The organism is Bradyrhizobium sp. th-b2, from assembly GCF_000426785.1.
GTDB classification, from domain to species: Bacteria; Pseudomonadota; Alphaproteobacteria; order Rhizobiales; family Xanthobacteraceae; genus Bradyrhizobium; species Bradyrhizobium septentrionale.
In genome coordinates this window covers 50013-73833 of the sequence record NZ_AUGA01000014.1, presented here as the reverse complement: position 1 = coordinate 73833, position 23821 = coordinate 50013, and the positions used below count along the sequence as shown (strand labels likewise).

Below are 23821 nucleotides of genomic sequence, written 5' to 3'. Positions count from 1 at the left end.
GCTAGGGATGAGCATTTCACGGCGGACTTTGCTGAGGAATACCGCGGCGCTTGGCGCGTTTGCCGGCGCCGGACTGCCGCACATCTGGATCAAGAACGCCGACCTCGCTTACGCCGCCGGCGGCGAAATCAAGGTCGGCGTGCTGTTCTCGCTGACGGGAACGACCGCGATCATCGAGGAATCGCTCAACAAGGCTACGCTGCTCGCGATCGAGGAAATCAACGCCGCCGGCGGCATCAAGGGCAGCAAGATCGTGCCGATCGTCGAGGATCCTGCGTCCGATCCCGCGACCTTCTCGGAGAAGGCCCGCAAGCTCGTCGTCGGCGACAAATGCGTCAGCGTGTTCGGCTCCTACACTTCGGCGAGCCGCAAGGCGGTACTCCCGGTGTTCGAGCGGCAGAACAATCTCTATTGGTATCCGACGCTCTATGAAGGCCGCGAGTGTTCGAAGAACGTGATCTACACCGGGGCGGTGCCGAACCAGCAGCAGGACGAGTTCGTGCCCTGGCTGGTCAAGAAGTTCGGCAAGAAGTTCTATCTGATCGGCTCCAACTACATCTATCCGAAGGAAGAGAATAACTACTGCAAGAAGCTGCTCGAGAAGCTTGGTGGCGAGGTCGTCGCGGAAGAATATGTGCCGCTCGGCCATTCCGAATTCTCTTCCGTCATCAACAAGATCCGCTCGACCCAGCCGAACGTGATCTTCTCGACTGTGGTTGGCGATTCCGTGGTCGCGCTGCATCGCCAGTATCGCGCTGCCGGCCTCGATCCCGAGAAGATGCCGATGGCGAGCCTCACCACGTCCGAGAATGAGGTCGCGGCGATGGGCGGTGAGGCTGCCGCCGGCCACTTCACCTCGGCGCCGTACTTCATGGTGCACAAGTCGCCGGAGAACGAGAAGTTCGTCGCGGCCTACAAGAAGCGCTGGGGCGCCGACAAGGTCACGCATTTCGTGTCGGAGGCCTGCTACTTCCAGACCTATTTGTTCAAACAGGCGGTCGAGAAGCTTGCGACCAGCGACCTGACGCCGCCGAACATTCGCGACGCGGTCAAGGGCGAGGGAATGATTGCGCCGCAGGGCAAGGTCCAGATCGAGCCGGAGAACCTTCACACCTGGCTATGGCCGAAGATCGCCCAGGCGAAGTCGAACGGCCAGTTCGAGATTCTCGTCGAATCCAAGGAATGGCTGAAGCCGGTGCCTTACGCGGCCTATCCCGGGCAGTCCTGCACCGAGAAGGGCCTGGTCGAGAAGAGCTGACAACCGGGGCTGACCAAGGCCGTCGGCGTGCGGCGCCGGCGGCCGGCGTCCCGCAGCAAATGCGCCTCTCGCATGCATGCGTGCGAGGGGCAGGCGCACCAAACGAACATTGAAGAGCGGATCCCGACGTGGACCAATTCATCGAACAAATCGTCACGGGCCTGAGCATCGGGTCGATCCTGCTGCTGGTCGCGCTGGGACTGTCGATCATCTACGGCTCGATGGGCATCATCAATCTCGCCCATGGCGAGTTCGTGATGCTCGGTGCGTACGCGGCCTGGGTGTTTCACACCTATTTCGGGTGGAGCCTGCTGACGAGCCTGGTCCCGATCTTCCTCGTGGTTGCCGCGTTCGGCTGGGTCATTGAGCGCTACGTCCTGAGCCTGCTCAACAACCGGCCGCTGGATACGATTCTTGCGACCTGGGGCGTCGGCATCATGCTGCAGCAGGCGGTGCGGCTGATGGTCGGCAGCGAGTTGCGCTACGTGCAGCTGCCGCCGGCGCTGTCCGACAGCATGAACGTGTTCGGTATCCCGATATCGTCGTATCGGGTGTTCCTGTTCGTGGTGTCGATCGCGCTGTTCATGGCGACCTGGTTGCTGATGAACCGCACCACGGTCGGGATGAAGCTGCGCGCGATCATCCAGGACCGCTCGGTCGCCGCCTCGTTCGGCATCAACGCCAAGCGGGTCTATGCGCTGACGTTTGCCTATGGCGCCGGGCTTGCGGGCCTGGCCGGCGCACTGGTGTCGCCGCTCAAGAGCGTGTCGCCCGATATGGGCACCGGCTATGTGGTCGATGCCTTCATGGTGGTCGTGCTCGGCGGCGTGCAGAGCCTCGCCGGCACCGTGGCGAGCGCCTTCATTCTCGGCGAACTCTCCGGCGGCATTGCCTTCCTGCAGAACGACACGGTGGCGAAGGCAATCGTGCTGCTCGCCATCGTCGTGCTCATCCGTTTCCGCCCCGAAGGGCTTTTCACCGCACGCGTGCGGGCCTGAGACAGATCGCTCATTCATGCCGTCGAATGTGACTACCTCCAGCGGATTGCAGCGCCTGATCGCGCAGCTTGCCCCGCTGCTCATTGTCTGCGCGCTCGTGATCGCGCTGCCGGTGCTGCTCAACAATGACTTCCTGCTCAACAAGGTCGCGCGCTATCTGGTGCTTGGCATCCTCACGGTGTCGCTCGGGCTGTCCTGGGGCTTCGGCGGCATCCTGAACCTCGGCCAGGCGATGAGCTTCGGGCTCGGCTCCTACGCCATGGCGATGGCGCTGAAGCTCAAGACCGTCCCCGTGCATACGGGGGCGAGCGGACTGCCGGACTTCATGGTCTGGAACAATGTCGCGCACCTGCCATGGTTCTGGGAGCCGTTCCGCTCGCTGACCTTCGCCATCGCGGCGGGCCTGCTCGTGCCGGCACTGGTTGCGGCGGCGCTCGGCTGGTTCATGTTCCGCGGACGTGTGACCGGCGTCTACGTCTCGATCATCACGCTCGCCACCATGGTGGTGATCAATCTCGTGATCATCGACCAGCAGAGCTATACCGGCGGCTTCAACGGGATCACCGATCTCGCCCAGCTCGAGATCTTCGGCGTCGCGTTCGATGCTTATGGCCGCGCGACCTACTATCTCGTGGCCGGCTGCGTGCTGCTCAGCCTGCTCGTCGCCTTTGCCTTCACGAAGTCCAGGGCCGGCCTGATCGTGCAGGCGATCCGCGACCATGAGAGCCGGGTGCGTTACTTCGGCTACGACGTCGCGCTCTACCAGATCTTCGTGTTCGCGCTGTCGGCCGCGATCGCGGGGCTTGCCGGCATGCTCTACACGGTGGTGATGGAGTTTGCCTCGCCGACCTTCCTTGGCGTGCAGATTTCGCTGTCGGTGGTGGTGTGGTGCGCGGTCGGCGGCCGGCAGAGCCTGGTCGGTGCGTTCCTCGGCGCGGTGCTGGTGGCGGGCATGCAGGGGGCGCTGTCGGAATCTGCGGCTTTCCTGGAAACCTGGACGCTGGTGATGGGCGCGCTGTTCGTGCTCGTGGTGCTGTTCCTGCCGAAGGGGCTCGCCGGCCTCGCCCAGGTCGTCGTGCGCTGGATCGTGCAACGCCGGCAGGCCACCGGCCGTGGTGTTGCGCAAGGCGTCGGCCAGACGGAGGGCAGCACATGACTTCCCATCTCGAACTCCGCGACATCTCGGTCAGCTTCAATGGCTTCAGGGCGATCAATGGCCTCAACATGAGCGTCCGCAAGGGCGAACTGCGTTGCCTGATCGGGCCGAACGGCGCGGGCAAGACCACGGCGCTGGACATCATCTGCGGCAAGGTCAAGCCGAGCGGCGGCACCGTCAGCTTTGACGGCACCGCGCTGCAGGATCTCGAGGAATACGAGATCGCCCGCGCCGGCGTTGGCCGCAAGTTCCAGGTGCCGAGCGTGTTCCGCGAGCTCTCGGTCTCCGAGAACCTTGAAGTGGCCCGGGCCCACCACACCTCCGTGTTCGGCAATCTTCGCTGGAATGTCGGCAATTCCGGGCGCCCGGACGTTGAACGTCTTGCCGAACTGGTCGGGCTCACCGAGCAGCTCGACCGGCCCGCCGCCTATCTGTCGCACGGCCAGACCCAATGGCTCGAGATCGGCATGCTGGTCGCCCAGGACGCCGAGCTGATCCTGATGGACGAGCCCACCGCGGGCATGACGGCACAGGAAACTCGCAAGACCGCCGAACTGTTCGCGCGGCTGAAGGGCAAGCACACGCTGATCGTGGTCGAGCATGACATGGGTTTCGTCAAGGCGATCGGCGACATCATCTCGGTGATGCATATGGGCCAGATGCTGGCCGAGGGCACCGCGGCGGAGGTCGAGGCGCATCCCGAAGTGCGCCGCGCTTACCTCGGATCGGGAGGCATCAGCCATGCTTGAGCTGACCGACGTCGACGCCTTTTACGGCAACAGCCGCGCCCTGCAGGGCATCAACCTGATGGTCGGCAATGGCGAGTTCCTCTCGGTGCTCGGCCGCAACGGCGTCGGCAAGACCACGCTGATGCGCAGCATCCTCGGCCTGATGGACCGCGTCACCGGACGGCTGTCGCTCGACGGCGCCGACATCTCGCCATTGCGGACCTATCAGCGCGCCAAGGCCGGCATCGCCTATGTGCCGCAGGGACGCGGCATTCTGCCGCGCTTCACTGTGCGGGAGAACCTGACGCTCGGGACCTTCGCTGCGAAATCGGCCAACGGCATCGAGGAGTGGGTGCTCGAGCTGTTTCCGGTTCTCAAGGACTTTCTCAATCGCTACGGCGGCAATCTCTCCGGCGGCCAGCAGCAGCAGCTTGCGATCGCGCGCGCGCTGCTCGCCCAGCCCAAGGTCATCCTGCTGGACGAACCGACCGAGGGCATCCAGCCGAACATCGTCGAGCAGATCGAGGACGTGATCGTCCGCCTCAACCGCGAGCGCGGCATCACAGTCGTGCTGGTCGAACAGAATGTCGCGTTCGCGCGGCGTGCGTCTCACCGCTTCGCGCTGCTCGAAAAGGGACGCGTCGTCGCCAAGGGCGCGATCGGTGAGCTCACCGATGATCTCATCCAGCTGCACATGGCTGTGTAGCGGGAACTATGGTTCAAGAAAGGGAGTCGAGACATGTTGCATGGAGACATATCGAGCAGCAAGGACACGGTCGGCGTCGCCGTGGTCAATTACAAGATGCCACGCCTGCACACCAAGGCGCAGGTGCTGGATAACGCGCGCAACATCGCCAACATGGTCGAGGGCATGAAGCTCGGCCTGCCGGGCATGGACCTGGTGATCTTCCCGGAATACTCGACCCACGGCATCATGTACGACTCCAAGGAGATGTACGAGACGGCATCGTCGGTGCCCGGCGAGGAGACCCGCATCTTCGCGGACGCCTGCCGCAAGGCGAAGGTCTGGGGCGTGTTCTCGCTGACCGGCGAGCGCCACGAGGAGCATCCCAACAAGGCGCCGTACAACACTCTGATCCTGATGAACGACAAGGGCGAGATCGTCCAGAAGTATCGCAAGATCATGCCATGGGTGCCGATCGAGGGCTGGTATCCCGGCGACTGCACCTACGTCTCGGAAGGGCCGAAGGGGCTGAAGATCAGTCTGATCATCTGCGACGACGGCAACTATCCGGAGATCTGGCGTGACTGCGCCATGCGCGGCGCCGAGTTGATCGTCCGCTGCCAGGGTTACATGTATCCGGCCAAGGAGCAGCAGATCCAGATCTCGAAGTCGATGGCCTGGGCCAACAATTGCTACGTCGCGGTCGCCAACGCCTCGGGCTTCGACGGCGTCTATTCCTATTTCGGCCATTCCGCGATCATCGGTTTCGACGGCCGCACGCTCGGCGAGTGCGGCACCGAGGACAACGGCATCCAGTACGCCCAGCTCTCGGTATCGCTGATCCGCGACGCCCGCCGCAACATGCAGTCGCAGAACCATCTCTTCAAGCTGATGCACCGCGGCTATACCGGCCTGATCAACTCCGGTGATGGTGATCGCGGCCACGCGGTCTGCCCCTACACCTTCTACAAGAACTGGATCACGGACCCCGAGGGCACGCGGGAAATGGTCGAGGCCATGACCCGCCCGACTGTCGGCACCGACGAGTGTCCGATCGAGGGCATTCCGAACCAGAAAGTCGCGCATCGCTAGGCGACATCGACGATCGGCGCCGGCGCTGTGTTTCGCGCCGGCGTGGTTCGAGGCAACGGCGGGCATTTCCACACAGGGGAAGCGGGGGCGATATCATGAGCAGTCAATCCAATAGCGGGCTGGTTCATCAGACCGAGGGCCAGATCGACGACCTTCTCGGTCACGAGTTCGAGCACGAGCCGGTGCCGATGGGCGCCCGGCGCAGCGCCTTCTCGGTGACCATGGTGTGGCTGGGCTTTCCGATGATCATCACCGGCGCGATGACCGGATCGCTGCTCGTGCTGGGCATGGGGTTCAAGAATGCGCTGGTAGCGATGATCGTCGGCAATTTGATCATGTTCGCCTATGTGGGCGCGCTCGGCCTGATCGGCACCCGGCGCGGCATGAACTTCGCGCTGATCGCGAGCATTGTGTTCGGCAAGAAGGGCTATGTGCTGGCGTCGGGTCTGCTGTCGACGCTGCTGCTCGGCTGGTACGCCGTGCAGACCGGCATCACGGGCGCCTTGATCTCCTCGACCTACGGCCTCAATTACGTGGCCATGACCATCGTTGCCGGCGTGCTCTATATCGGAATCACCTTCGTCGGCGTGAAGGGCTTGCACTATATCGGGCTGGCGTCGGTGCCGCTGTTCGTCGTGCTCGGCCTTTGGGTCGCGGCCGACGCCGCCTCGACCACGACATCAGCGGCGATCTTTGGCTATGCCGGCAATAATGGCGTGGCCAGCATGTCGATGGGCGTCGGTCTCACGGTGGTGCTCGCGCTGTTCATCGACGCCGGCACGGTGACTGCGGACTTCAACCGCTGGGCGCCGAGTGCGCGATCATCACTGTTTGCCACATTCAGCGCGTTTCCGTTTGCCAATCTGGTGGCGATGCTGGTTGGCGGCGTGATGACCGCGGCGCTCGCCGTGCCAAACGCCAATCCGTTCGGCGTCGACAACATGTTCGGCTACATGAACGGCAAGCAGCTCACCTGGCTCAGCATCCTCGCGTTCATCTTCCTCTACGCCAATCTTGGCTCGGTCTGCTCGCACTGCCTGTATAATGCGGCCACCGGCTGGTCGCGCATTCTGGGCACCAACATGCGCTTGATGGCCGTGATACTTGGCGCCATCGGCATCGTCGTTGCGGCTGGCAATGTCTGGGCGTTCTTCATCCAATGGCTGTCGCTGCTCGGCATCCTCGTGCCGCCGATCGGTGCGATCATCCTGGTCGACCAGTACCTGTTGCGCGCCGGTGCGCGGGCGGACGTGGACTGGCGTGCGAAGCCGTTCATTGCCTGGGGCATCGGGTCGCTGTGCGCCTTTGCAGTTGAAAACCTGATGCCGGGGCTGTCCACTGCGATCTCGGCCGCGCTGGTCGCCGGCATCGTGTACGGGGCGATCGCACGGGTGGAGCCGTCCGCCGAAAAGGTGGCGCGTCCCGCATAAGCGACAGGCTCGATTAAGCAAAAAGGATGCATCAATGAGCGTCGACTATCAGATCTACGATCTCGGCAATCTGACCTTGCAGCGCGGCGCGACCATCCGCGACTGCAAGCTCGCCTACAAGACGTTTGGCCAGCTCAACGCGGCCAAGGACAACGTGATCGTCTATCCGACCTGGTACTCCGGCCAGCACTACGACAATGAATGGCTGATCGGGCCGGGCATGGCACTCGATCCGGCAAAATACTTCATCATCATACCCAACATGCTCGGCAACGGCCTGTCGTCATCGCCGAGCAACACACCGGAGCCGTACAACGGGCCGCGTTTTCCGCAGGTGACGGCCTATGACAATGTGCGCGCCCAGCACCGGCTGGTGACCGAGCAATTCGGTATCAAGCACATCCGTCTGGTGGTCGGTTGGTCGATGGGGGCACTGCAGACCTTCCATTGGGGCGCGCTCTACCCCGATATGATGGACCTGCTGGCGCCGTTCTGCGGCTCGGCCAAATGCTCGCGCCACAACTACGTGTTCCTCGAGGGCGTGAAGGCGGCGCTCACTGCGGATGCCGCGTGGAAGGAGGGCTGGTACACCGACAAGCCGGCCCGCGGCCTGCGCGCAGCCGCGCGGGTCTATGCCGGCTGGGGCTTTTCGCAGGCCTTTTATCGCGAGCAGCTCGACATCAAGACGCTGGGCTATTCGTCGCTGGAGGATTTCCTGGTGGCGTTCTGGGAGGGCTTCTTCTTGCCGAAGGATCCCAACAACCTGCTCACCATGCTGTGGACCTGGCAGAACGGTGACATCAGCGCCAACGAGATCTACAAGGGCGACTTCAAGGCCGCGCTCAGGGCGATCAAGGCCAAGGCCTATGTCATGCCGGGGCAGACCGATCTTTACTTCCCGCCCGAGGACAGCGAGATCGAAGTGGCGAACATGCCGAACGCCAAGTTCGTGCCGGTGCCGTCGATCTGGGGGCATTTCGCGGGCGGGCCGGGAACCAACCCGGTCGATGTCGCCTTCATCGACACCAAGCTCAAGGAATTGCTCGCATCGTGAAATCGAACGGTTGCCTGCGCGATCATGGGAGGGGTGAGCTTGTCCAATCCCGCTCTGCTGCTTGACCAGTACCGCATCCGGGAGGAGCCGTATTACCGGCCGCTCAAGGATGAGGTCGAACTGTTCGGTGCAGCCTATGCGAACCGCATGCCGGTGATGCTGAAAGGCCCCACCGGCTGCGGCAAGACTCGGTTCATCGAATACATGGCGTGGCGGCTCGGCCGCCCGCTCATCACGGTCGCCTGTCACGAGGACATGACGGCGGCGGATCTGGTGGGGCGATGGCTGCTCGATGCACAGGGTACGGTGTGGAGCGACGGGCCGCTCACCACCGCCGTGCGCCTTGGCGCGATCTGCTACCTCGACGAGATCGTCGAGGCACGCCAGGACACCACCGTCGTGATCCATCCATTGACCGATGATCGTCGTGTCCTGCCGCTGGAAAAGCGTGGCGAACTGATCCACGCCCATTCCGACTTTCAGCTCGTGATCTCCTACAATCCGGGTTACCAGAGCGCGATCAAGGATCTCAAGGAATCCACCAAACAACGTTTTGCGGCGCTGGATTTCGGGTATCCCGACCGGTCGGCGGAGACCGAGGTGGTGTCGCGCGAGGCCGGCATCGAGCCGAACCTCGCCGATCTCCTGGTCAAGATCGCCCAGCACAGTCGCAACCTGAAGGGCCAAGGTCTCGACGAGGGCGCCTCGACCCGGATGCTGGTCAATGCCGGCCGGCTGATCGGATGCGGCATCAGCCTCGAAAAGGCGTGCGAGACCACGATTGTCGTTCCCTTGACAGATGATGCGGACACCAGGAACACGTTGCGCGACGTGATCTCGGCCTCTGCGTGAATGGAAGCCGGCAGGTGGCGGTCGCGCAAATCAGTTCGCTCGATGGCTTCCGGTCCGGACGCCGGCTTGCGGCACTGTTGCGCGGTCACGACGAGATCGCCGCGGCAGTGCAGGCGGCGCGCGCCACATTGCAGCCCGTCGTTTCGTTCGATCATCTCGCGGCCTGGGACGAGGCTGTGCACGGCCTGTTCGCGGTCAATCTCGGCGCAGCCGTGGTGCTCGGCTATCTCAGGCTATCGGAACGGTGGCCGGTGCAGCGACCGGCCGACGACCTGGTCGCGATCGGCCGTGCGGTCAGCGACATCGGCCGCAGCGCCGGAAGCCGCGTCGCTCACGCACTGCTGACTGAGCTGTCCAAGGTGCTGCCGCGGCTTGCGGGTGCTGGAGAGCTCACCGCGGTTCTCGCTGCGTTCGGTCAACTCGCAGATACCGGGCCGGAGTCGGCCGGCCTTGCGATCGTTCGGCTGGAGCTGTTTCTGGCGCAGTCCGGCGGCGAGGCGTTCTCCGCCTGGGTCTCCGCCGGCTTGCGCGCGAGCGGCGGCCGCGCGGCGCGGCGGCGGGCCTATTTCGCGCTCGAGGATCCGCTGTCGGCGCGGCTGTTCGCAGCCGGGCGGACAGGGGATGATTTTTCGCGGCTGGAGAAGCGTCTCGCGGCGACAACACTAGCGTTGTGGAACAGAAAATCACGTTTCCGCAAATTGGCCGTTGCACCGACGCCGGTGCCGCGGCGGACCTCGCTCGCCGCCGGCTTCATCGGCCTGCCGGAGACGTTTCCCGGCTTCGAAGGCGAGGGGGCGGACGCGCTCTATCTCGCAGCGGTCGCGCACGCCGGGGCGCATCTGGTGCATTCCACCGTCCGCTTTCCGGTCGGGCGATTGAAGGCGCTGCAGATCGCGCTGGTCTCGCTGATCGAGGATGCCCGGGTCGAGACGCTGGCGCTTCGTGAACTGCCCGGCCTGCGCCGGCTGTGGCTGCCATTTCACACCGCGACGCCATCCGGCCAGGCGACGGCGGCCGGGCTGATGACGCGGCTGGCGCGGGCGCTGATCGACCCGGATTATCAGGATTCGGATGCATGGGTCACCAAGGGACAGCAGCTGTTTGCCGCCGCCGCCGACCGCTGGACCGATCCTGCCATCAGCCGCGAGATCGGCGGACTTCTGGGCAATGACATCGGGCAGATGCGGCTGCAGTTCAACGCCAAGAGCTATGTCGTCGAACCCGCCTACCGCGACGACAATCTGGCGCTTTGGGATTTTGGCGATCAGCCGGACAGCCCGGCCGAGACCATCGAGCTCGCGGTCGATTCCGTGCGGATCGAGCGGCGCGATGATCCAGCCGCACAGTCGGCCGACGACGACGCCAAGCCGGACGAGGCGCTGCGTGCGAGGGCCGGCGCGGCCACGCTGCTGGACGGATTTCCGGCCGCAACCTATCCGGAATGGGACTATGCCGCGCGCGCCGAGCGGGCGGACTGGACCACCATTCTGGAGGCTGATGCCGCCGTTTCCGCGAAGCCGTTCGATCTGCCGGCGGACACGGACACGATGCGCTGGGTCACGCGCTTGACCCGCGATGCGTCGATTGGCCGCCGCATCCGCCACAAGGGCCAGCGCGACGGCGAGGCGCTCGACATCGATGCGGCAGTCGCCGTGACGATCGAGCGACGTGCCGGCAACACTGGCGAGCCCAGGGTCTATCAGCGCGATGCGCCGGGACCGCGCGATCTCGCCATCCTGCTGCTGATGGATCTGTCGCAATCGACCGCCGACCGCGATCGCCGCGGCCGGACAGTTCTCGACGTCGAGCGTAAGGCAGCCGCGATCATGGCGACGGCGGTCGAGGCCGCCAATGACTCGATCGCGGTGCATGGCTTCAGCTCCGACGGCCGCGAACGCGTGCGTTATCTGCGCATCAAGGACTTCGAGGAGCCGATGGACGCTGTGGTACGGTCGCGCCTCGCGGGCGTTGCCAGCAGCCATTCCACCCGGCTTGGTGCGGCCTTGCGCCATGCGGGCGGCTACCTCGCGGGACGACGTGCGTTCCGCAAGGTGCTGCTGCTCCTGACCGATGGCGAGCCCTCCGACATCGACGTGCCAGACCCGCAATATCTCGTTGAGGACGCGCGCCGTGCCGCGCAGCAGCTGCGGCGGCGCAGCACCGACATCTTTGCCTTCGGCATCGGTGAAGGCAGATTTCCCCAGCTCGATCGCATTTTCGGCGAACGCTATGCGCTTCGCGTGCCGCGCATCGAGGTGTTGCCGCAACGGGTGATGCAGCTTTATGCGGAACTGAAGAAGTAGTCCTGGCAGCTAGCCTATTGCCCGCGGCAGGGAGCCCTTTGCCGTGATCTCCGCGGAAATGTCCTCGATTGTCTTGCGCTGTTCCATGGCGGCCCGCCGGATCAGCGCAAAGGCGGCCGGCTCGGCCAGCGCATGGGTGTGCATGACCTGAAGCACGGCGGCGAGCACGATGCGACGGGATCGAAGCCGCTGCTCGAGCTTGAGCACCTGCTGCTTCAGCTCGTTGGTGCGCTCGTTCCGCTCGAAGGCCATCACGAGGGCGGCATAGATGCCCGCCGAGCGCAGCGGCTTGACCAGGAATGATGCCGGATCGAGGTCGAGCACCAGCTTCAGCCGGCTCGGCGTCTCCGTACCGATCAGGGCGATGACCGGGCTCTGTCCAAGCGACGCACGCTGCGCCGGTGAGGTGAGCGGCAGGAACTCGTCGTCGACCAGCGTCACGTCCGGTCGGCAATCGATCTTGGCGCCGGGCTCCCATGTGACAATCTCGATCCCGAGACGCTCGAACTGGCGCCTGACGATCGAGGCATCGCGCTCGTCCTTGATGGCGACCAGCGCCTTGCGTCCGCGCAGCGAAAATGAAGACGGTTTGCTCATTTCACAACCCGCAAATGCGGCGCATTCGGCGACGCTGCATCCCTTGCGGGGCTGGCGGCGACGTCGAGCTGCGTCAGATAAGGATCAGGCTTAACCGGAGCCTCAGCTTCCCAGAAGATGTCAAACTGTCCCTCGGCGTTGGAGACGGCCAGCCGCGGCGTCAGGACGCAGTGGTTATTGCTATCATCGATCCAGACCGGACCCTGTGGCGAATTGTAGCGATGGCCGGCAGCGGCGCGCCGCACCTCGCCGATATCAGAGGTGCCGGCGCGCTGCAGCGCGCGGGCCAAGAGATAGACCGCGACATAGGCGGATTGTCCGTCCACCGAGGGGCTGCTGTGTTCGCCGTAACGGGCCTTCCAGCGTGCGACGAAAGCCTTGTTCTCAGGCAGGCGAATGCTTTCGAAATAGGCCGATGATGTGATGCATCCGGCCGATGCAGGGCCTGCGATCTTGAGCTCCGGCTCGCACAGGCTGCAGCTCAGCATGGGAATGCTGAGGTTGGCCGCAGTGGTTGCGGCATGAAAGGCACGGATGAAATCATAGCTCGAACTGCCGACCAGCGTGTTGAAGACAACCGGCGGCCGGCGCCGCACGATCTCGTCGACGATGTGCGTGACCGCGCTTTCACCGAGTTCGAGCAGGCGTTCGGCGAGAATGCGACCTCCCGCCGCCGTCACAAGCTCGCGGGTGACGCGATTGGTTTCCCAGGTCCAGACATAGTTGGAGCCGACGCAGAAGATCTCGCGCGACAGATTGTCGAGCACGTAGCGCACCAGCGGCAGTACGTTGTGATTGGGCGAGGCGCCGACATAGATGACGTTGTCGGAGCATTCGAAGCCCTCATAGCGGGCAGGATACCAGAGCAGTCGGTCGGTGCGCTCGACGATCGGAAGCACCTGTTTGCGCGAGGCCGATGTGTAGCAGCCGATGATGTGCTCGACCCCGACATTGCGAATGAGGTCGTCGCAGACCGTATGGTATTCCGCAATCACCCCGCGGGGATCGCGGACATGCGCTGACATCGAGAAATCGAAGCCATCCTGCTCGTTGATCTCGTCGACCGCCATCATCGCGCTCTTGAGGATCTCGCGCCCCATGGCCTGATAGGGCCCGTGCTGCGAGCAGATGATGCCAACTGGTATGGACGGCTTTGTCATCGACGACTTTCACTGAATTCACGAAGCAAACCATCTTCGCAGAGGTCGGGGCAAGAGGTCATGCCGTTTTGCTGCGCATGCACCTCGCGAAATTTGTGCAGCCAGCCTCGTTGACAACGCGCTGCACACTTCCTTAGAATTTTCTCCTACAGGGCTTCCTGTCGAACTTGCGTGCGTCGATTTGGCCGATGACGTCCCGGTCGCCGTGCAGAGTGCTCCGTTCGATCCCGGGCCCGATGCGATAGTTCATAGCCGCGGCATTTGAGCCATTCGTCACCTTCGTTTCGGAGGGGCGGGTGGCTTTTTGCTTTTGCCGCTAAACAAATTGGCGACACGTTCCGTGTCGCCAAGCCGGAGGCGCATGCGCGGTGATGGGCAGTGCCTGCGCTTGCGTCATGTCAAGTGCGGGGATGCGAGACGATGACGGAACTTCACTATCTCGGGCTGATTGAGGTCGGGCAGCAAATCCAGGCCAAGAAGCTCTCGCCGGTCGAAGTGACCAAGGCGATGCTCGGGCGGATCGAGCAGCTCGACGGCAAGCTCAAGAGCTACGCCTTTGTGATGGCCGATGTGGCGCTTGCGGAAGCGGCGGGGGCCGAAAAGGACATCGCGTCCGGCAAGGTCAAGGGGCCGCTGCACGGCGTGCCGATCGCGATCAAGGACCTGTGCTGGGTCAAGGGCGCGCCGGCCGCGCATGGCATGACCATCCATCGCGATTTCCGGCCGAGCGAGGACGCCACGGTGGTCGCGCGGCTGAAGGATGCCGGCGCCATCATCCTCGGCAAGCTGCAGCAGACCGAGGGCGCCTATGCCGACCATCACCCGAAGATCGATCCGCCGAAGAACCCGTGGAGCGCCGATCTGTGGTCGGGTGCGTCCTCAAGCGGTTCCGGCGTCGCTACCGCGGCGGGCCTTTGCTTCGGTTCGCTTGGAACCGACACCGGCGGGTCGATCCGCTTTCCTTCGGCTGCCAACGGCATCACCGGGCTGAAGCCGACCTGGGGACGTGTCAGCCGCTACGGCGCCTTTGAACTTGCGGCCACGCTGGATCACATCGGACCGATGGCACGCAGCGCGGCCGATTGCGGCGCGATGCTCTCCGTGATCGCCGGCCAGGACCCCAAGGACACCACGTCGGTGCCGTTATCCGTGCCGGACTATCTCGCTGGTCTCACCGGAGACCTGCGCGGCGTGACGATCGGCGTCGATCGGCGCTGGACCAGCGAGGGCACCGACGAAGCAGCGAGCAAGGTGCTCACCGAAGGTCTGCGGGTTGCGGCCGATCTCGGCGCCAAGATCAAGGAGATCACGTTCCCCGATCCCAAGGCCGTGATCGAGGACTGGTTCCCGCTGTGCGGCATCGAAGTGGCCGTTGCGCACGAGGAGACCTATCCGGCACGCAAGGACGAGTACGGTCCGGGGCTGGCAGGCCTGCTCGATCTCGGCCGGGCGCAATCCGGCATGGACTATCAGAAGATCGTGCTGCGGCGCGAAGCGTTCCGCGGCGCCGTGCGGCTGCTGTTCGAGACGGTCGATCTGATCGCCGTCCCGGCGCAGGCGTTTGCCGCGCCGACGCTGGCCAAGATGGCCGCGCTCGGCGAGGACGCGTCGCTGATTGCCGGGCTGCTTCGCTTCACCTGTCCGTTCGACATGACCGGAAGCCCGACCGTGACGCTTCCCGGCGGTTTCGCGCCGAGCGGCGGCCCCGTCGCCTTCCAATTCGTCGGCCGTCACTTCGACGAGGCAAGTCTCGTCCGCGCAGGCGATGCCTTCCAGCGCGTCACCGACTGGCACAAGCGCCATCCCGCGATCTGAGTTGAGGAGCCGTTGGCATGACCGAAGACTGGTTGAAGAGTTCCATCATGGCAAAGCGGGCCGTCGCCAAGGGCGCGACCGGCACGACCCATAGTTTGACGATCGAGCAACAGGGCGGCTTCCATTACGTCTATGGACCCTATGCCAAGCCGACGCTGTCGATCGATCCGGGCGGGGTGGTCGTCGTCGAGACCGAAGACGCCTTCGGCGGCGTGCTCACCAGCGAGACCGACAGCCCCACCGCGAAGCTGAACTTTCCTTACCTGAACCCGCAATGCGGGCCGATCGCGGTCAAGGGCGCCAAAAAGGGCGATTGCCTCGCCGTCTATATCCGCGACGTCGAGACCCGCGGCGCACAGCCAGCAGGCACCACCTGCATCATTCCGGAGTTCGGCGGTCTGGTCGGGACCGCATCCACGGCGTTGCTCAATCCGCCATTGCCCGAGCGCGTCAAGAAGCTGCATGTCGACCGCAACGGGGTGCGCTGGAGCGACAAGATCACGCTGCCCTACGAGCCCTTCATCGGTACCATCGGCGTGTCGCCCGAAATCGAGGCAATCTCCTCGCTGCAGCCCGACTATCACGGCGGCAACATGGACCTGCCCGACGTCGCGCCGGGTGCGATCATCTATTTGCCGGTGCATACCGAGGGCGGGCTGCTCTATGTCGGTGACTGCCACGCCACGCAAGGCGATGGCGAGCTCTCGGGTGTCGCGCTCGAGCAGCGCGCGACCGTCACGCTGCAGGTCGATCTGATCAAGAACTGGAGCTTTGCCTGGCCGCGGCTCGAGACCCGCGACTTCATCATGACGATCGGCAGCGCACGGCCGCTCGAAGATGCGGCGCGTATCGCCTATCGCGAGCTGGTGCGGTGGATGAGTGCGGACTACGGCTTCGACGAGATCGACGCCTACATGCTGCTCAGCCAGGCCGGCCGCATGCGGCTCGGCAACATGGTCGACCCCAAATACACGATGGGGGCGTCGATCCTGAAGAATTACCTCAAGGCGTGACTTCCAACATCCTTCAACGAGAGGACATCGCGATGATTTCGGGGCGTGTAGTCGGAATAGCTTTGCTTGGTGCCGTGATGGCGACGGCAGCAATAGGTAGCGCCCGTGCGGCCGAGCCGCCGTTGAAGATCGGCTTGCTGGAGGACGTCTCCGGCGACCTCGCATTCATGGGTATGCCCAAGCTGCACGGATCGCAGCTGGCGGTCGAGGAGATCAACAAGAGCGGCGGCATTCTCGGGCGGCAGATCGAGTTGATCCATCTCGACCCGCAGGGCGACAATGCCCGCTACCAGGAATTCGGCCGCCGCCTGCTCAATCGCGACAAGGTCGACGTCTTGATCGGCGGCATCACCTCCGCCTCGCGCGAGGCATTGCGTCCGATCGTCGATCGCACCACGACGCCGTACTTCTATACCAACCAGTATGAAGGCGGGGTCTGCGATGCCAGCATGATCAGCATGGGCGCGGTGCCGGAGCAGCAGTTCTCGACCCTGATCCCCTGGATGGTCCAGAAGTTCGGCAAGAAGGTCTACGTCATCGCCGCGGACTACAATTTCGGTCAGATCTCCGCGGAGTGGAACCGCAAGATCATGAAGGATCTCGGCGGCGAGGTCGTGGGCGAGGAATTCATCCCGCTCGGCGTGTCGCAGTTCGCGCAGACGATCCAGAACATCCAGAAGGCGAAGCCGGACTGGTTGCTGACGATCAATGTCGGCGCCGCGCAGGATTCGTTCTTCGAGCAGGCGGCTGCTGCCAACCTCAATCTGCCGATGGGGTCTTCGATCAAGGTCATGCTCGGCTTCGAGCACAAGCGGTTCAAGCCGCCGGCGCTCAACAACATGCATGCGACCGCCAACTGGTTCGAGGAGATCGACACCCCCGAAGCCAACGACTTCAAAAAACGCTGGCACGCCAAGTTCCCCGATGAGCTCTACATCAACGACATGGGCTACAACGCCTACAATGCGCTCTACATGTACAAGACGCTGGTCGAGAAGGCGAAGTCGACCAAGCTCGAGGATATGCGCAAGGTGATCGCAAGCGGAGATGCCTGCATCGATGCTCCCGAGGGCAAGGTCTGCATCGATCCGAAGAGCCAGCATACGTCGCACCGCATGCGCCTGATCTCGGTCGGGCCCAAGCATGAGGTGACCGTCGAGAAGGACTACGGGACGATCCAGCCGTACTGGTTGGGCGAGATCGGCTGCGATCTCACCAAGAAGAACGACAAGGACCAGTACACGCCGAGTCATCTTCCCAACAAATCGTGACGCGAACGGGCATGATTCTTGCTCGTGTTGTGCATCACGACTTCGAACCGAGCCGGCGCCGCAATGATGCGGCGCCGTGATCACGGAGACCGGAATGTCGGCTGAACTCTTCTCGTTATTCTATCAGTTCGCCGACGTCTTCGCGTTCCTGATCCTGTCGGCGGCGGGGCTTGCCATTGTGTTCGGCATGATGGGCGTCATCAATATGGCGCATGGCGAATTCATCATGTGCGGCGCCTATGTGACGGTGGGGCTCGTGAATCTTGGCGTGCCGCTTCCGATCGCCCAGATCCTGGCTGCGCTGACCGCTGGGATTATCGGCATGATCGTCGAGTTCCTGATCGTCCGGCGCTTCTACAAGCGTCCGCTCGATTCCCTGCTTGCCACCTGGGGTCTCAGCCTGATCGTGACGCAGTCGATGCTGCTGATCGTTGGATCCGCGGTGCGCGGCATCGGCACGCCGGAAGGAGCCTTTGCGATCGGAGGCTACACGTTCTCGACCTACCGTCTTGTGCTGTTCGGTTGTGCAGTGGCGGTGCTGGCCGGCCTCTACATCATCTTCATGAAGACCCGCTTCGGTGTGATCGCGCGCGCGACGATGCAGAACGCGGCCATGGCGAAGGCGCTCGGCGCGCGCACGGGGCGCATCTATTCCATCAGCTTCGGGATCGGCACGGCGCTCGCCGGACTCTGCGGCGCGCTTTACGCGCCCACCATGACGCTGATCCCGACCATGGGCGCGACCTTCGTGGTCGAGAGTTTTGTCACCGTCGTGATCGGCGGCGCCAATGTCCTGCTCGGAACCGCGCCGGCCGCGGTGTTCCTGGCGATAATCAGGATGGCGTTGAATGCAAGTTATGGCCAGATCATCGGGCAGATCGGCATGCTGTTTGCCGTCATCCTGATCATACGTGTCCTACCTGAGGGACTATCCAGCGTGCTGGTTCGCCGTGGCCGCTAGACGGGAATTTTGGATGTTCAAGCTGCTCGACGGTCCGCAGACTCTCGGACGAGGCAAGATCTTCTGGTCCTGTTTCCTGGCCGTGCTGGCCGGCGCGCTGATCTATCCGCTGTTTGCCGATTCCTATGATGTCGGCAACTTCGCCTACTTCCTGATCTGGATTTTCATGGCGCTCGGCCTCTGTCTGATGTGGGGGTACGGCGGCATGCTGTCGTTCGGCCAGACCTTCTTCTTCGGCATCGCCGGCTACGGCTACGGCGTACTTGCCATCAACATGGGCGGAGGAACGGCGACGATCGCCGCGCTCGTTCTCTCCGTTCTGATCGCGATGATCGCGGCCGGGATCCTCGGCTATTTCATGATCTGGGGCGGCATCAGCGGGATCTTCTTCGGCATCGTGACGCTGTCGGCGACGCTGGTGCTTGCGTTCTTCCTTGGGCAGACGGCCGGACCGGAATGGCATATCGGTCCGGCCCGGCTGAACGGCTTCAACGGCATGAAGGGAATGGACCCGCTCACCGTCCGTGACTTCACCATCGAAGGATCGGCGCTCTATTACGTCATGATCGCGCTGATCGTGGTCGTCTATATCGCACTGCGCATGCTGGTGAACTCGAGCATCGGCAACGTGATCGTGGCGACGCGGGAAAATCCGCAGCGCGCCGAGATGCTCGGTTACGACGTCCGCAAGTATCAGCTGCTGACATTCGTGATCGGCAGCGGCCTCGCAGGCCTGAGCGGCGCGCTGTACACGTCCTGGGGGCAGTTCATCACGCCGTCCAGCATCGGCCTGCCGGCGGCCGCGATGCCGATCGTGTGGGTGGCGTTCTCCGGGCGCAACGATTTGACCGCGACCCTGGTTGGTTCGTTCCTGCTGCTGTTCGGTTTCCAGACCATCACGGTCTACAGTCAGCAAGCGGCGCTGGTGCTGATGGGCGTGCTCCTGCTCGCCACCGTGATGTTGGCGCCGCAGGGATTTGTGCTCGGTATCGGTAAGCTCGTCGTCGATTGGTGGTCGCGCCGCCGGCGGCGCGACGAAGGCCCCGCGCTGGCGGACGCCGGCCGTCTGCAATCGGATGAGACCTGAATCATGGCACTGGTCGATGTGAAAGGCGTATCCAAGCGGTTCGGTGGATTGACCGCCGTCTCCGACGTCGACCTGACGGTCAATGTCGGCGAGGTCCATTGCCTGATCGGGCCCAACGGGGCCGGGAAGAGCACGCTGTTCAAGCTGATCGTCGGCCTCTACCCGCCGACCGCGGGCAGCATCTTCTTCGACTCCATCGATATCACCAATGAGCGTCCCTACGCGCGGGTGCAACGTGGCATGAGCATCAAGATGCAGGCGCCGAGCGTGTTCAAGGAGCTGCCAGTGCGACAGAACATCCAGATCGCGCTTCAGGAACGGCTGTCGGGCGCTGAACGCAGCGCCGAGGAGGAACGGCTGCTGTCGCTGCTCAATCTGGCTGATGATAGCGGCAAGCTCGCCGGCGCGCTGTCGCATGGCCAGCAGCAATGGCTCGACATCGGCATGGCGCTGGCGTTGCAGCCGCAACTCCTGCTGCTCGACGAGCCGACCGCCGGCATGTCGCCGGAGGAGACCTACAAGACGGGCGAACTGATCAAGTCGTTCAATGCCGAGGGCATGACGGTGCTGGTCGTCGAGCACGACATGGCGTTCGTGCGTCAGGTCGCGCAACGTGTCACTGTTCTGCATCTTGGCAAGATCTTTGCGCGCGGCAGTCTGGAAGCCATCCTCGAAGACGAGAAGGTCGCGGAAATCTATTTGGGTAAGACCCATGCCCACTGATCGCATTCTGGACGTGTCGGGACTTTGGGCGGGCTACGGCGCGACGCCGATCCTGCAGGGTGTCAGCATGTCGGTCTCGCGTGGCGAGATCGTTGGCGTGATCGGCCGCAACGGCGTCGGCAAGTCGACCCTGATGCGATGCCTGATCGGCCTGCTGCAGACCTGGCGTGGCACTATCACCTTCATGGATCAGGACGTGACGCAGCTCGAGGCCGACGCGCGGGCGCGCGCCGGCTTCGGCTACATCCCGCAGGGCCGCGACGTCTTTCCGCAGATGAGCGTCGAGGAGAATTTGCAGGTCGGTGAGCTGATCGGCGGACCCGACGGCAAGAAGCTGCCGGAGCTCGTCTATACGTATTTTCCGCGCCTGAAGGAGCGCCGGCGGCAGATCGCAGGCACCATGTCGGGCGGCGAGCAGCAGCAGCTTGCGATTGGCCGCGCGCTGATCGGCAATCCGTCGCTGATGATTCTCGACGAGCCCTCCGAGGGCGTCCAGCCGTCGATCGTGCAGCACATTTGCGAGGCTTTGAAGTCGTTCAGGGACGAGCTTGGGACGACGATCATCTTCGTCGAGCAGAATCTCGACACCATCCTGGCCATCGCCCAGCGCTGCTACATCATGGAAAAGGGCAAGATCACCCGATCGCTGGCCGGCGAGGAGGTCAATGCCGACAACGTTCGCGCGCAGCTGTTGCTTTGATCGGCCGGCTACGCGGCAAGAAAATGCGTTAGATAATCGATAATAAATGGAGGGAATGAACATGGATCTGGGACTCAAGGGAGCAAAGGTTCTCGTCACCGGCAGCACCAAGGGCATCGGCAGGGCGATCGCCGACACGTTCGCGGCCGAAGGCGCCAATGTTGGAATCTGCGCGCGCAACCAGGGTGACGTCGACGCCGCGGTCACTGCGATCAAGGCCAAGGGCGTTGCCGCGTTCGGCAGCGCTGTCGACGTCTCGAACGGGCCGGCGCTGAAGGCCTGGGTCGCCGACATGGCCTCCAAGCTCGGCGGCATCGATGTCGTGGTCGCCAATGTCAGCGCGCTGTCGATCGGGCAGGACGAGGAGAGCTGGGAGAAGGAATTCTCCACCGACATGATGGGGACGGTGCGGCTCGTCAACGCCGCGATGCCGTATCTTGAGAAGAGCGGCGCCGCCGCGATCGTCACGATCGCCAGCGTGTCGGGGCGCGAGGTCGATTTTGCCAGCGGTCCTTACGGGACCTTCAAGGCCGCGATCATCCACTACACGCAGGGCCTCGCCTACCAGCTTGCCGCGAAGGGCATCCGGGCCAATTCGGTGTCGCCTGGCAACACCTATTTCGAGGGCGGCGTCTGGAACATGATCAAGGACGGTAATCCCGAACTGTACAAGACCGCGCTGGCGCTCAACCCGACCGGCCGGATGGGCACGCCGCAGGAGATGGCGAACGCCGCCGTGTTCCTGGCGAGCAAGGCGGCGAGCTTCATCACCGGGACCAACCTCGTCGTGGATGGTGCCTTGACGCGCGGTGTCCAGTTCTAGCCGGGGCCACAACGACATGTCAGCGGATCCATTGTACTACAAGTCCATCACCGAGATCTCCGAGCTGTTCCGCCGCAAGGAGGCGAAGCCCTCGGAGGTCACGGAGGCGATCCTGGGCCGGATCGCGAAGCTGGATGGCCAGTTTCATGGCTTCGCGCTCGTGCTTGCGGAGCGGGCGATGGCCCAGGCCAAGCAATACGATGCGGAGGTCGCCAAGGGCATCTGGCGCGGCCCGCTGCATGGCGTTCCGATCGGTTTGAAGGACCTCTGCTACACGAAGTTTGCGCCGACGGCGGCCGGCACGACGATCCACGCCAGGTTCGTGCCGTCCTTCAATGCCACGATCGTCGACCGGCTCGAACTTGCCGGCGCGGTGACGCTCGGCAAGCTCAAGATGACGGAGGGCGCCTATACCAGCCACCATCCCGCCGACCAGGCGCCGCTCAATCCGTGGAACGTGAACTATTGGGTCGGCTCTTCGTCGACCGGATCCGGTGTCGCGACGTCGGCGGGCCTCTGCTACGGCTCGATCGGCAGCGATACCGGCGGCTCGATCAGGTTTCCGTCGGCAACCTGCGGCCTGACCGGGATCAAGCCGACCTGGGGCCGCGTCAGCCGGCACGGCATCTTCCCCTTGGCTGACTCGCTCGATCACGTCGGACCGATGTGCCGCAGCGCTGCGGATGCCGGGGCGATGCTCGGCGTCATCGCGGGGGCAGATGCGAACGATCCGACCGCCTTGCGGGCGCCGGTGCCGAACTATCTGGCCGGCGCAGGCGACGGCATCCGGGGCTTGAGGATCGGCGTCGATCGCAGGTACACCCAGGAAGGCATCGATCGGCAGGTCGTGGTCGCGTTGCTGGAAGCCGAGCGCACGCTCGCCGCTCTCGGTGCCGACATCCGTGAGGTGCATTTCCCGCCTTATCAGAGGCTCGTCAGCCAGTGGATCCCGATGTGCTCGGTGGAGACGGCTGAGGCGCATCTGGACACCTACCCGTCGCGCAAGTCGGAATACGGACCGGATCTTGCGCAAGTGATCGAGCAGGGCAGGTCGGTGAGTGGGGTCGATATTGCCGCGATCCATCACGAGCGGCTCAAATTCAGCGGCAGCCTCGCTGCGATGTTCGAGGACATCGATCTGCTGCTGATCCCAACGATGCCGGTGCCGATCCCGACGCTCACCAAGATGAGCGAATACGGCGCCGACCCGACCGTGCTGCTGAGCATTCTGCGCTTCACGGCCGTGTTCGACTTTTCGGGCAGCCCGACCATCACGCTGCCGATGGGCATGGCGTCGGACAAGATGCCGCTCAGCATGCAGCTGGTCGGCCCGCATCTCTCCGAAGATTTGCTGGTCCGCGCCGGTTGCGCGTTCCAGTCGGTGACGGATTGGCATACCCGGCGGCCGCCTATCGAATAGAGCCTCGTCAACCGGTCTTGTCGACGTTCCAGAACAACGGCACCGGCGCGCGGACGATGTCCTTCAGCGCCTTCCGCGTCGCAGCCGGCTGATTGTACTGACCGGTCGGCACGTGGGTGACCACCTCATAGGCGCGCGCCTGGATATTGTCGGCCAGCGCCTTCTGGTCCGGCGGCGCCGCGGTGCGGGCAAAGCCGTCGCGCAGCCGCTCGAGCTCGGCATCCTCGACCCAGCCGAAGAAGCCGCCGTTCTTGCCCTTGCCGTTGACGCAGGCATTGCCGATCGGATTGATCAGATCGGCGCTGGCCCAGGTCGAGTGGTAGAGCGACCAGCCGCCCTCAGCCGGCATCGACTGCTTGGCGCGCCGCGCCACCACCGAACCCCAGTCCATCGCGAGCAGGTTGACGTTCATACCGATCGCGCGCAGCGCTTCGGCGGTGACCGTGCCGAGCGCGGTGATGATCGGCGCATCGGTGGCGTGCAGGATCGTGATCGGCTCGCCCTTGTAGCCGCCTTGCTTCAGCAGCTCCTTCGCCTTGGCCGTATCGGCTTTGGTCGACCAGCCGACCGCGCTTTCGAACGGCGTGCCGGCGATGAAGATTTGCGGGCGTGATCTTGTAATAGTCGGGATTGCCGATCTGGGTGTCGAGCCAGTCCTTCTGGTTCACGGCGTGCAGCACCGCCTGGCGGATCTC

The 23821-nt window shown here is 63.8% G+C and carries 22 protein-coding genes; 19 read left to right on the top strand and 3 right to left on the bottom strand.

Annotated features, from left to right (window positions below):
* Positions 1-7 precede the first annotated feature (7 nt).
* The 10 genes from K359_RS0118160 (at position 8) to K359_RS0118115 (ending at position 11556) form a co-directional block, all read left to right on the top strand.
* A complete protein-coding gene (locus K359_RS0118160; RefSeq protein ID WP_035976739.1) occupies positions 8-1258 on the top strand; it encodes a transporter substrate-binding domain-containing protein in 1251 nt (416 codons plus the stop codon).
* A gap of 128 nt (positions 1259-1386) precedes the next feature.
* Positions 1387-2256, top strand: coding sequence for an urea ABC transporter permease subunit UrtB (gene urtB, locus K359_RS0118155; RefSeq protein WP_029080626.1), 870 nt, complete (start codon positions 1387-1389; stop codon positions 2254-2256).
* A gap of 16 nt (positions 2257-2272) precedes the next feature.
* A complete protein-coding gene (gene urtC / locus K359_RS0118150) occupies positions 2273-3412 on the top strand; it encodes an urea ABC transporter permease subunit UrtC (protein ID WP_029080625.1) in 1140 nt (379 codons plus the stop codon).
* A complete protein-coding gene (gene urtD / locus K359_RS0118145; RefSeq protein ID WP_029080624.1) occupies positions 3409-4161 on the top strand; it encodes an urea ABC transporter ATP-binding protein UrtD in 753 nt (250 codons plus the stop codon). Before urtC ends, urtD begins: the two co-directional genes overlap by 4 nt.
* On the top strand, positions 4154-4846 hold the full coding sequence (gene urtE, locus K359_RS0118140) for an urea ABC transporter ATP-binding subunit UrtE (protein ID WP_029080623.1): 693 nt from the start codon (positions 4154-4156) through the stop codon (positions 4844-4846). The genes urtD and urtE overlap by 8 nt, the downstream gene beginning before the upstream one ends.
* A gap of 33 nt (positions 4847-4879) precedes the next feature.
* On the top strand, positions 4880-5917 hold the full coding sequence (locus K359_RS0118135) for an aliphatic amidase (RefSeq protein ID WP_029080622.1): 1038 nt from the start codon (positions 4880-4882) through the stop codon (positions 5915-5917).
* A gap of 95 nt (positions 5918-6012) precedes the next feature.
* Complete coding sequence (locus K359_RS0118130; RefSeq protein WP_029080621.1) at positions 6013-7347, top strand: cytosine permease; 1335 nt, start codon at positions 6013-6015, stop codon at positions 7345-7347.
* A gap of 34 nt (positions 7348-7381) precedes the next feature.
* Positions 7382-8401: an alpha/beta fold hydrolase gene (locus K359_RS0118125; RefSeq protein WP_029080620.1), complete on the top strand. Its 1020-nt coding sequence runs from the start codon at positions 7382-7384 to the stop codon at positions 8399-8401.
* Between the two features lie 39 nt (positions 8402-8440).
* Entirely contained in the window at positions 8441-9253 is an 813-nt protein-coding gene (locus tag K359_RS0118120; protein WP_029080619.1) for a CbbQ/NirQ/NorQ/GpvN family protein, read from the top strand.
* Positions 9254-9267: 14 nt separating this feature from the next.
* Positions 9268-11556, top strand: coding sequence for a nitric oxide reductase activation protein NorD (locus K359_RS0118115; protein ID WP_029080618.1), 2289 nt, complete (start codon positions 9268-9270; stop codon positions 11554-11556).
* A gap of 9 nt (positions 11557-11565) precedes the next feature.
* Here the strand turns inward: K359_RS0118115 and K359_RS0118110 are convergent, their stop codons facing one another.
* Together K359_RS0118110 and K359_RS0118105 are read right to left on the bottom strand one after the other, a co-directional pair.
* A complete protein-coding gene (locus tag K359_RS0118110; protein WP_029080617.1) occupies positions 11566-12153 on the bottom strand; it encodes an ANTAR domain-containing response regulator in 588 nt (195 codons plus the stop codon).
* Complete coding sequence (locus K359_RS0118105; protein WP_029080616.1) at positions 12150-13313, bottom strand: transporter substrate-binding domain-containing protein; 1164 nt, start codon at positions 13311-13313, stop codon at positions 12150-12152. Before K359_RS0118105 ends, K359_RS0118110 begins: the two co-directional genes overlap by 4 nt.
* A gap of 420 nt (positions 13314-13733) precedes the next feature.
* On the opposite strand from K359_RS0118105, the gene K359_RS0118095 reads away from it, so the two are divergent.
* The 9 genes from K359_RS0118095 to K359_RS0118055 all read left to right on the top strand — a co-directional run bounded on the left by K359_RS0118095 (position 13734) and on the right by K359_RS0118055 (position 23126).
* The gene (locus tag K359_RS0118095) at positions 13734-15128 is read left to right on the top strand and encodes an amidase (RefSeq protein WP_029080615.1); all 1395 of its coding nucleotides are present in this window, start codon (positions 13734-13736) and stop codon (positions 15126-15128) included.
* 17 nt (positions 15129-15145) lie between these two features.
* Positions 15146-16141: an acetamidase/formamidase family protein gene (locus K359_RS0118090; protein WP_029080614.1), complete on the top strand. Its 996-nt coding sequence runs from the start codon at positions 15146-15148 to the stop codon at positions 16139-16141.
* A 32-nt stretch (positions 16142-16173) separates the two neighbouring features.
* Entirely contained in the window at positions 16174-17412 is a 1239-nt protein-coding gene (locus tag K359_RS0118085) for an urea ABC transporter substrate-binding protein (protein ID WP_029080613.1), read from the top strand.
* Between the two features lie 94 nt (positions 17413-17506).
* Positions 17507-18373, top strand: a complete 867-nt coding sequence (locus K359_RS0118080; RefSeq protein ID WP_029080612.1) for a branched-chain amino acid ABC transporter permease — start codon at positions 17507-17509, stop codon at positions 18371-18373.
* Between the two features lie 13 nt (positions 18374-18386).
* Positions 18387-19460: a branched-chain amino acid ABC transporter permease gene (locus K359_RS0118075; RefSeq protein WP_029080611.1), complete on the top strand. Its 1074-nt coding sequence runs from the start codon at positions 18387-18389 to the stop codon at positions 19458-19460.
* A 3-nt stretch (positions 19461-19463) separates the two neighbouring features.
* Positions 19464-20183 carry an ABC transporter ATP-binding protein gene (locus K359_RS0118070; protein WP_029080610.1) on the top strand — a complete coding sequence of 240 codons (720 nt, stop codon included), beginning with the start codon at positions 19464-19466 and terminating at the stop codon, positions 20181-20183.
* Positions 20173-20883, top strand: coding sequence for an ABC transporter ATP-binding protein (locus tag K359_RS0118065; protein WP_084518436.1), 711 nt, complete (start codon positions 20173-20175; stop codon positions 20881-20883). The genes K359_RS0118070 and K359_RS0118065 overlap by 11 nt, the downstream gene beginning before the upstream one ends.
* A gap of 61 nt (positions 20884-20944) precedes the next feature.
* Positions 20945-21706, top strand: a complete 762-nt coding sequence (locus K359_RS0118060) for an SDR family NAD(P)-dependent oxidoreductase (protein ID WP_029080608.1) — start codon at positions 20945-20947, stop codon at positions 21704-21706.
* Positions 21707-21722: 16 nt separating this feature from the next.
* Positions 21723-23126 carry an amidase gene (locus K359_RS0118055; RefSeq protein WP_029080607.1) on the top strand — a complete coding sequence of 468 codons (1404 nt, stop codon included), beginning with the start codon at positions 21723-21725 and terminating at the stop codon, positions 23124-23126.
* A 7-nt stretch (positions 23127-23133) separates the two neighbouring features.
* Here the strand turns inward: K359_RS0118055 and K359_RS65805 are convergent, their stop codons facing one another.
* Entirely contained in the window at positions 23134-23649 is a 516-nt protein-coding gene (locus K359_RS65805; RefSeq protein WP_256375164.1) for a hypothetical protein, read from the bottom strand.
* Between the last annotated feature and the right edge of the window lie 172 nt (positions 23650-23821).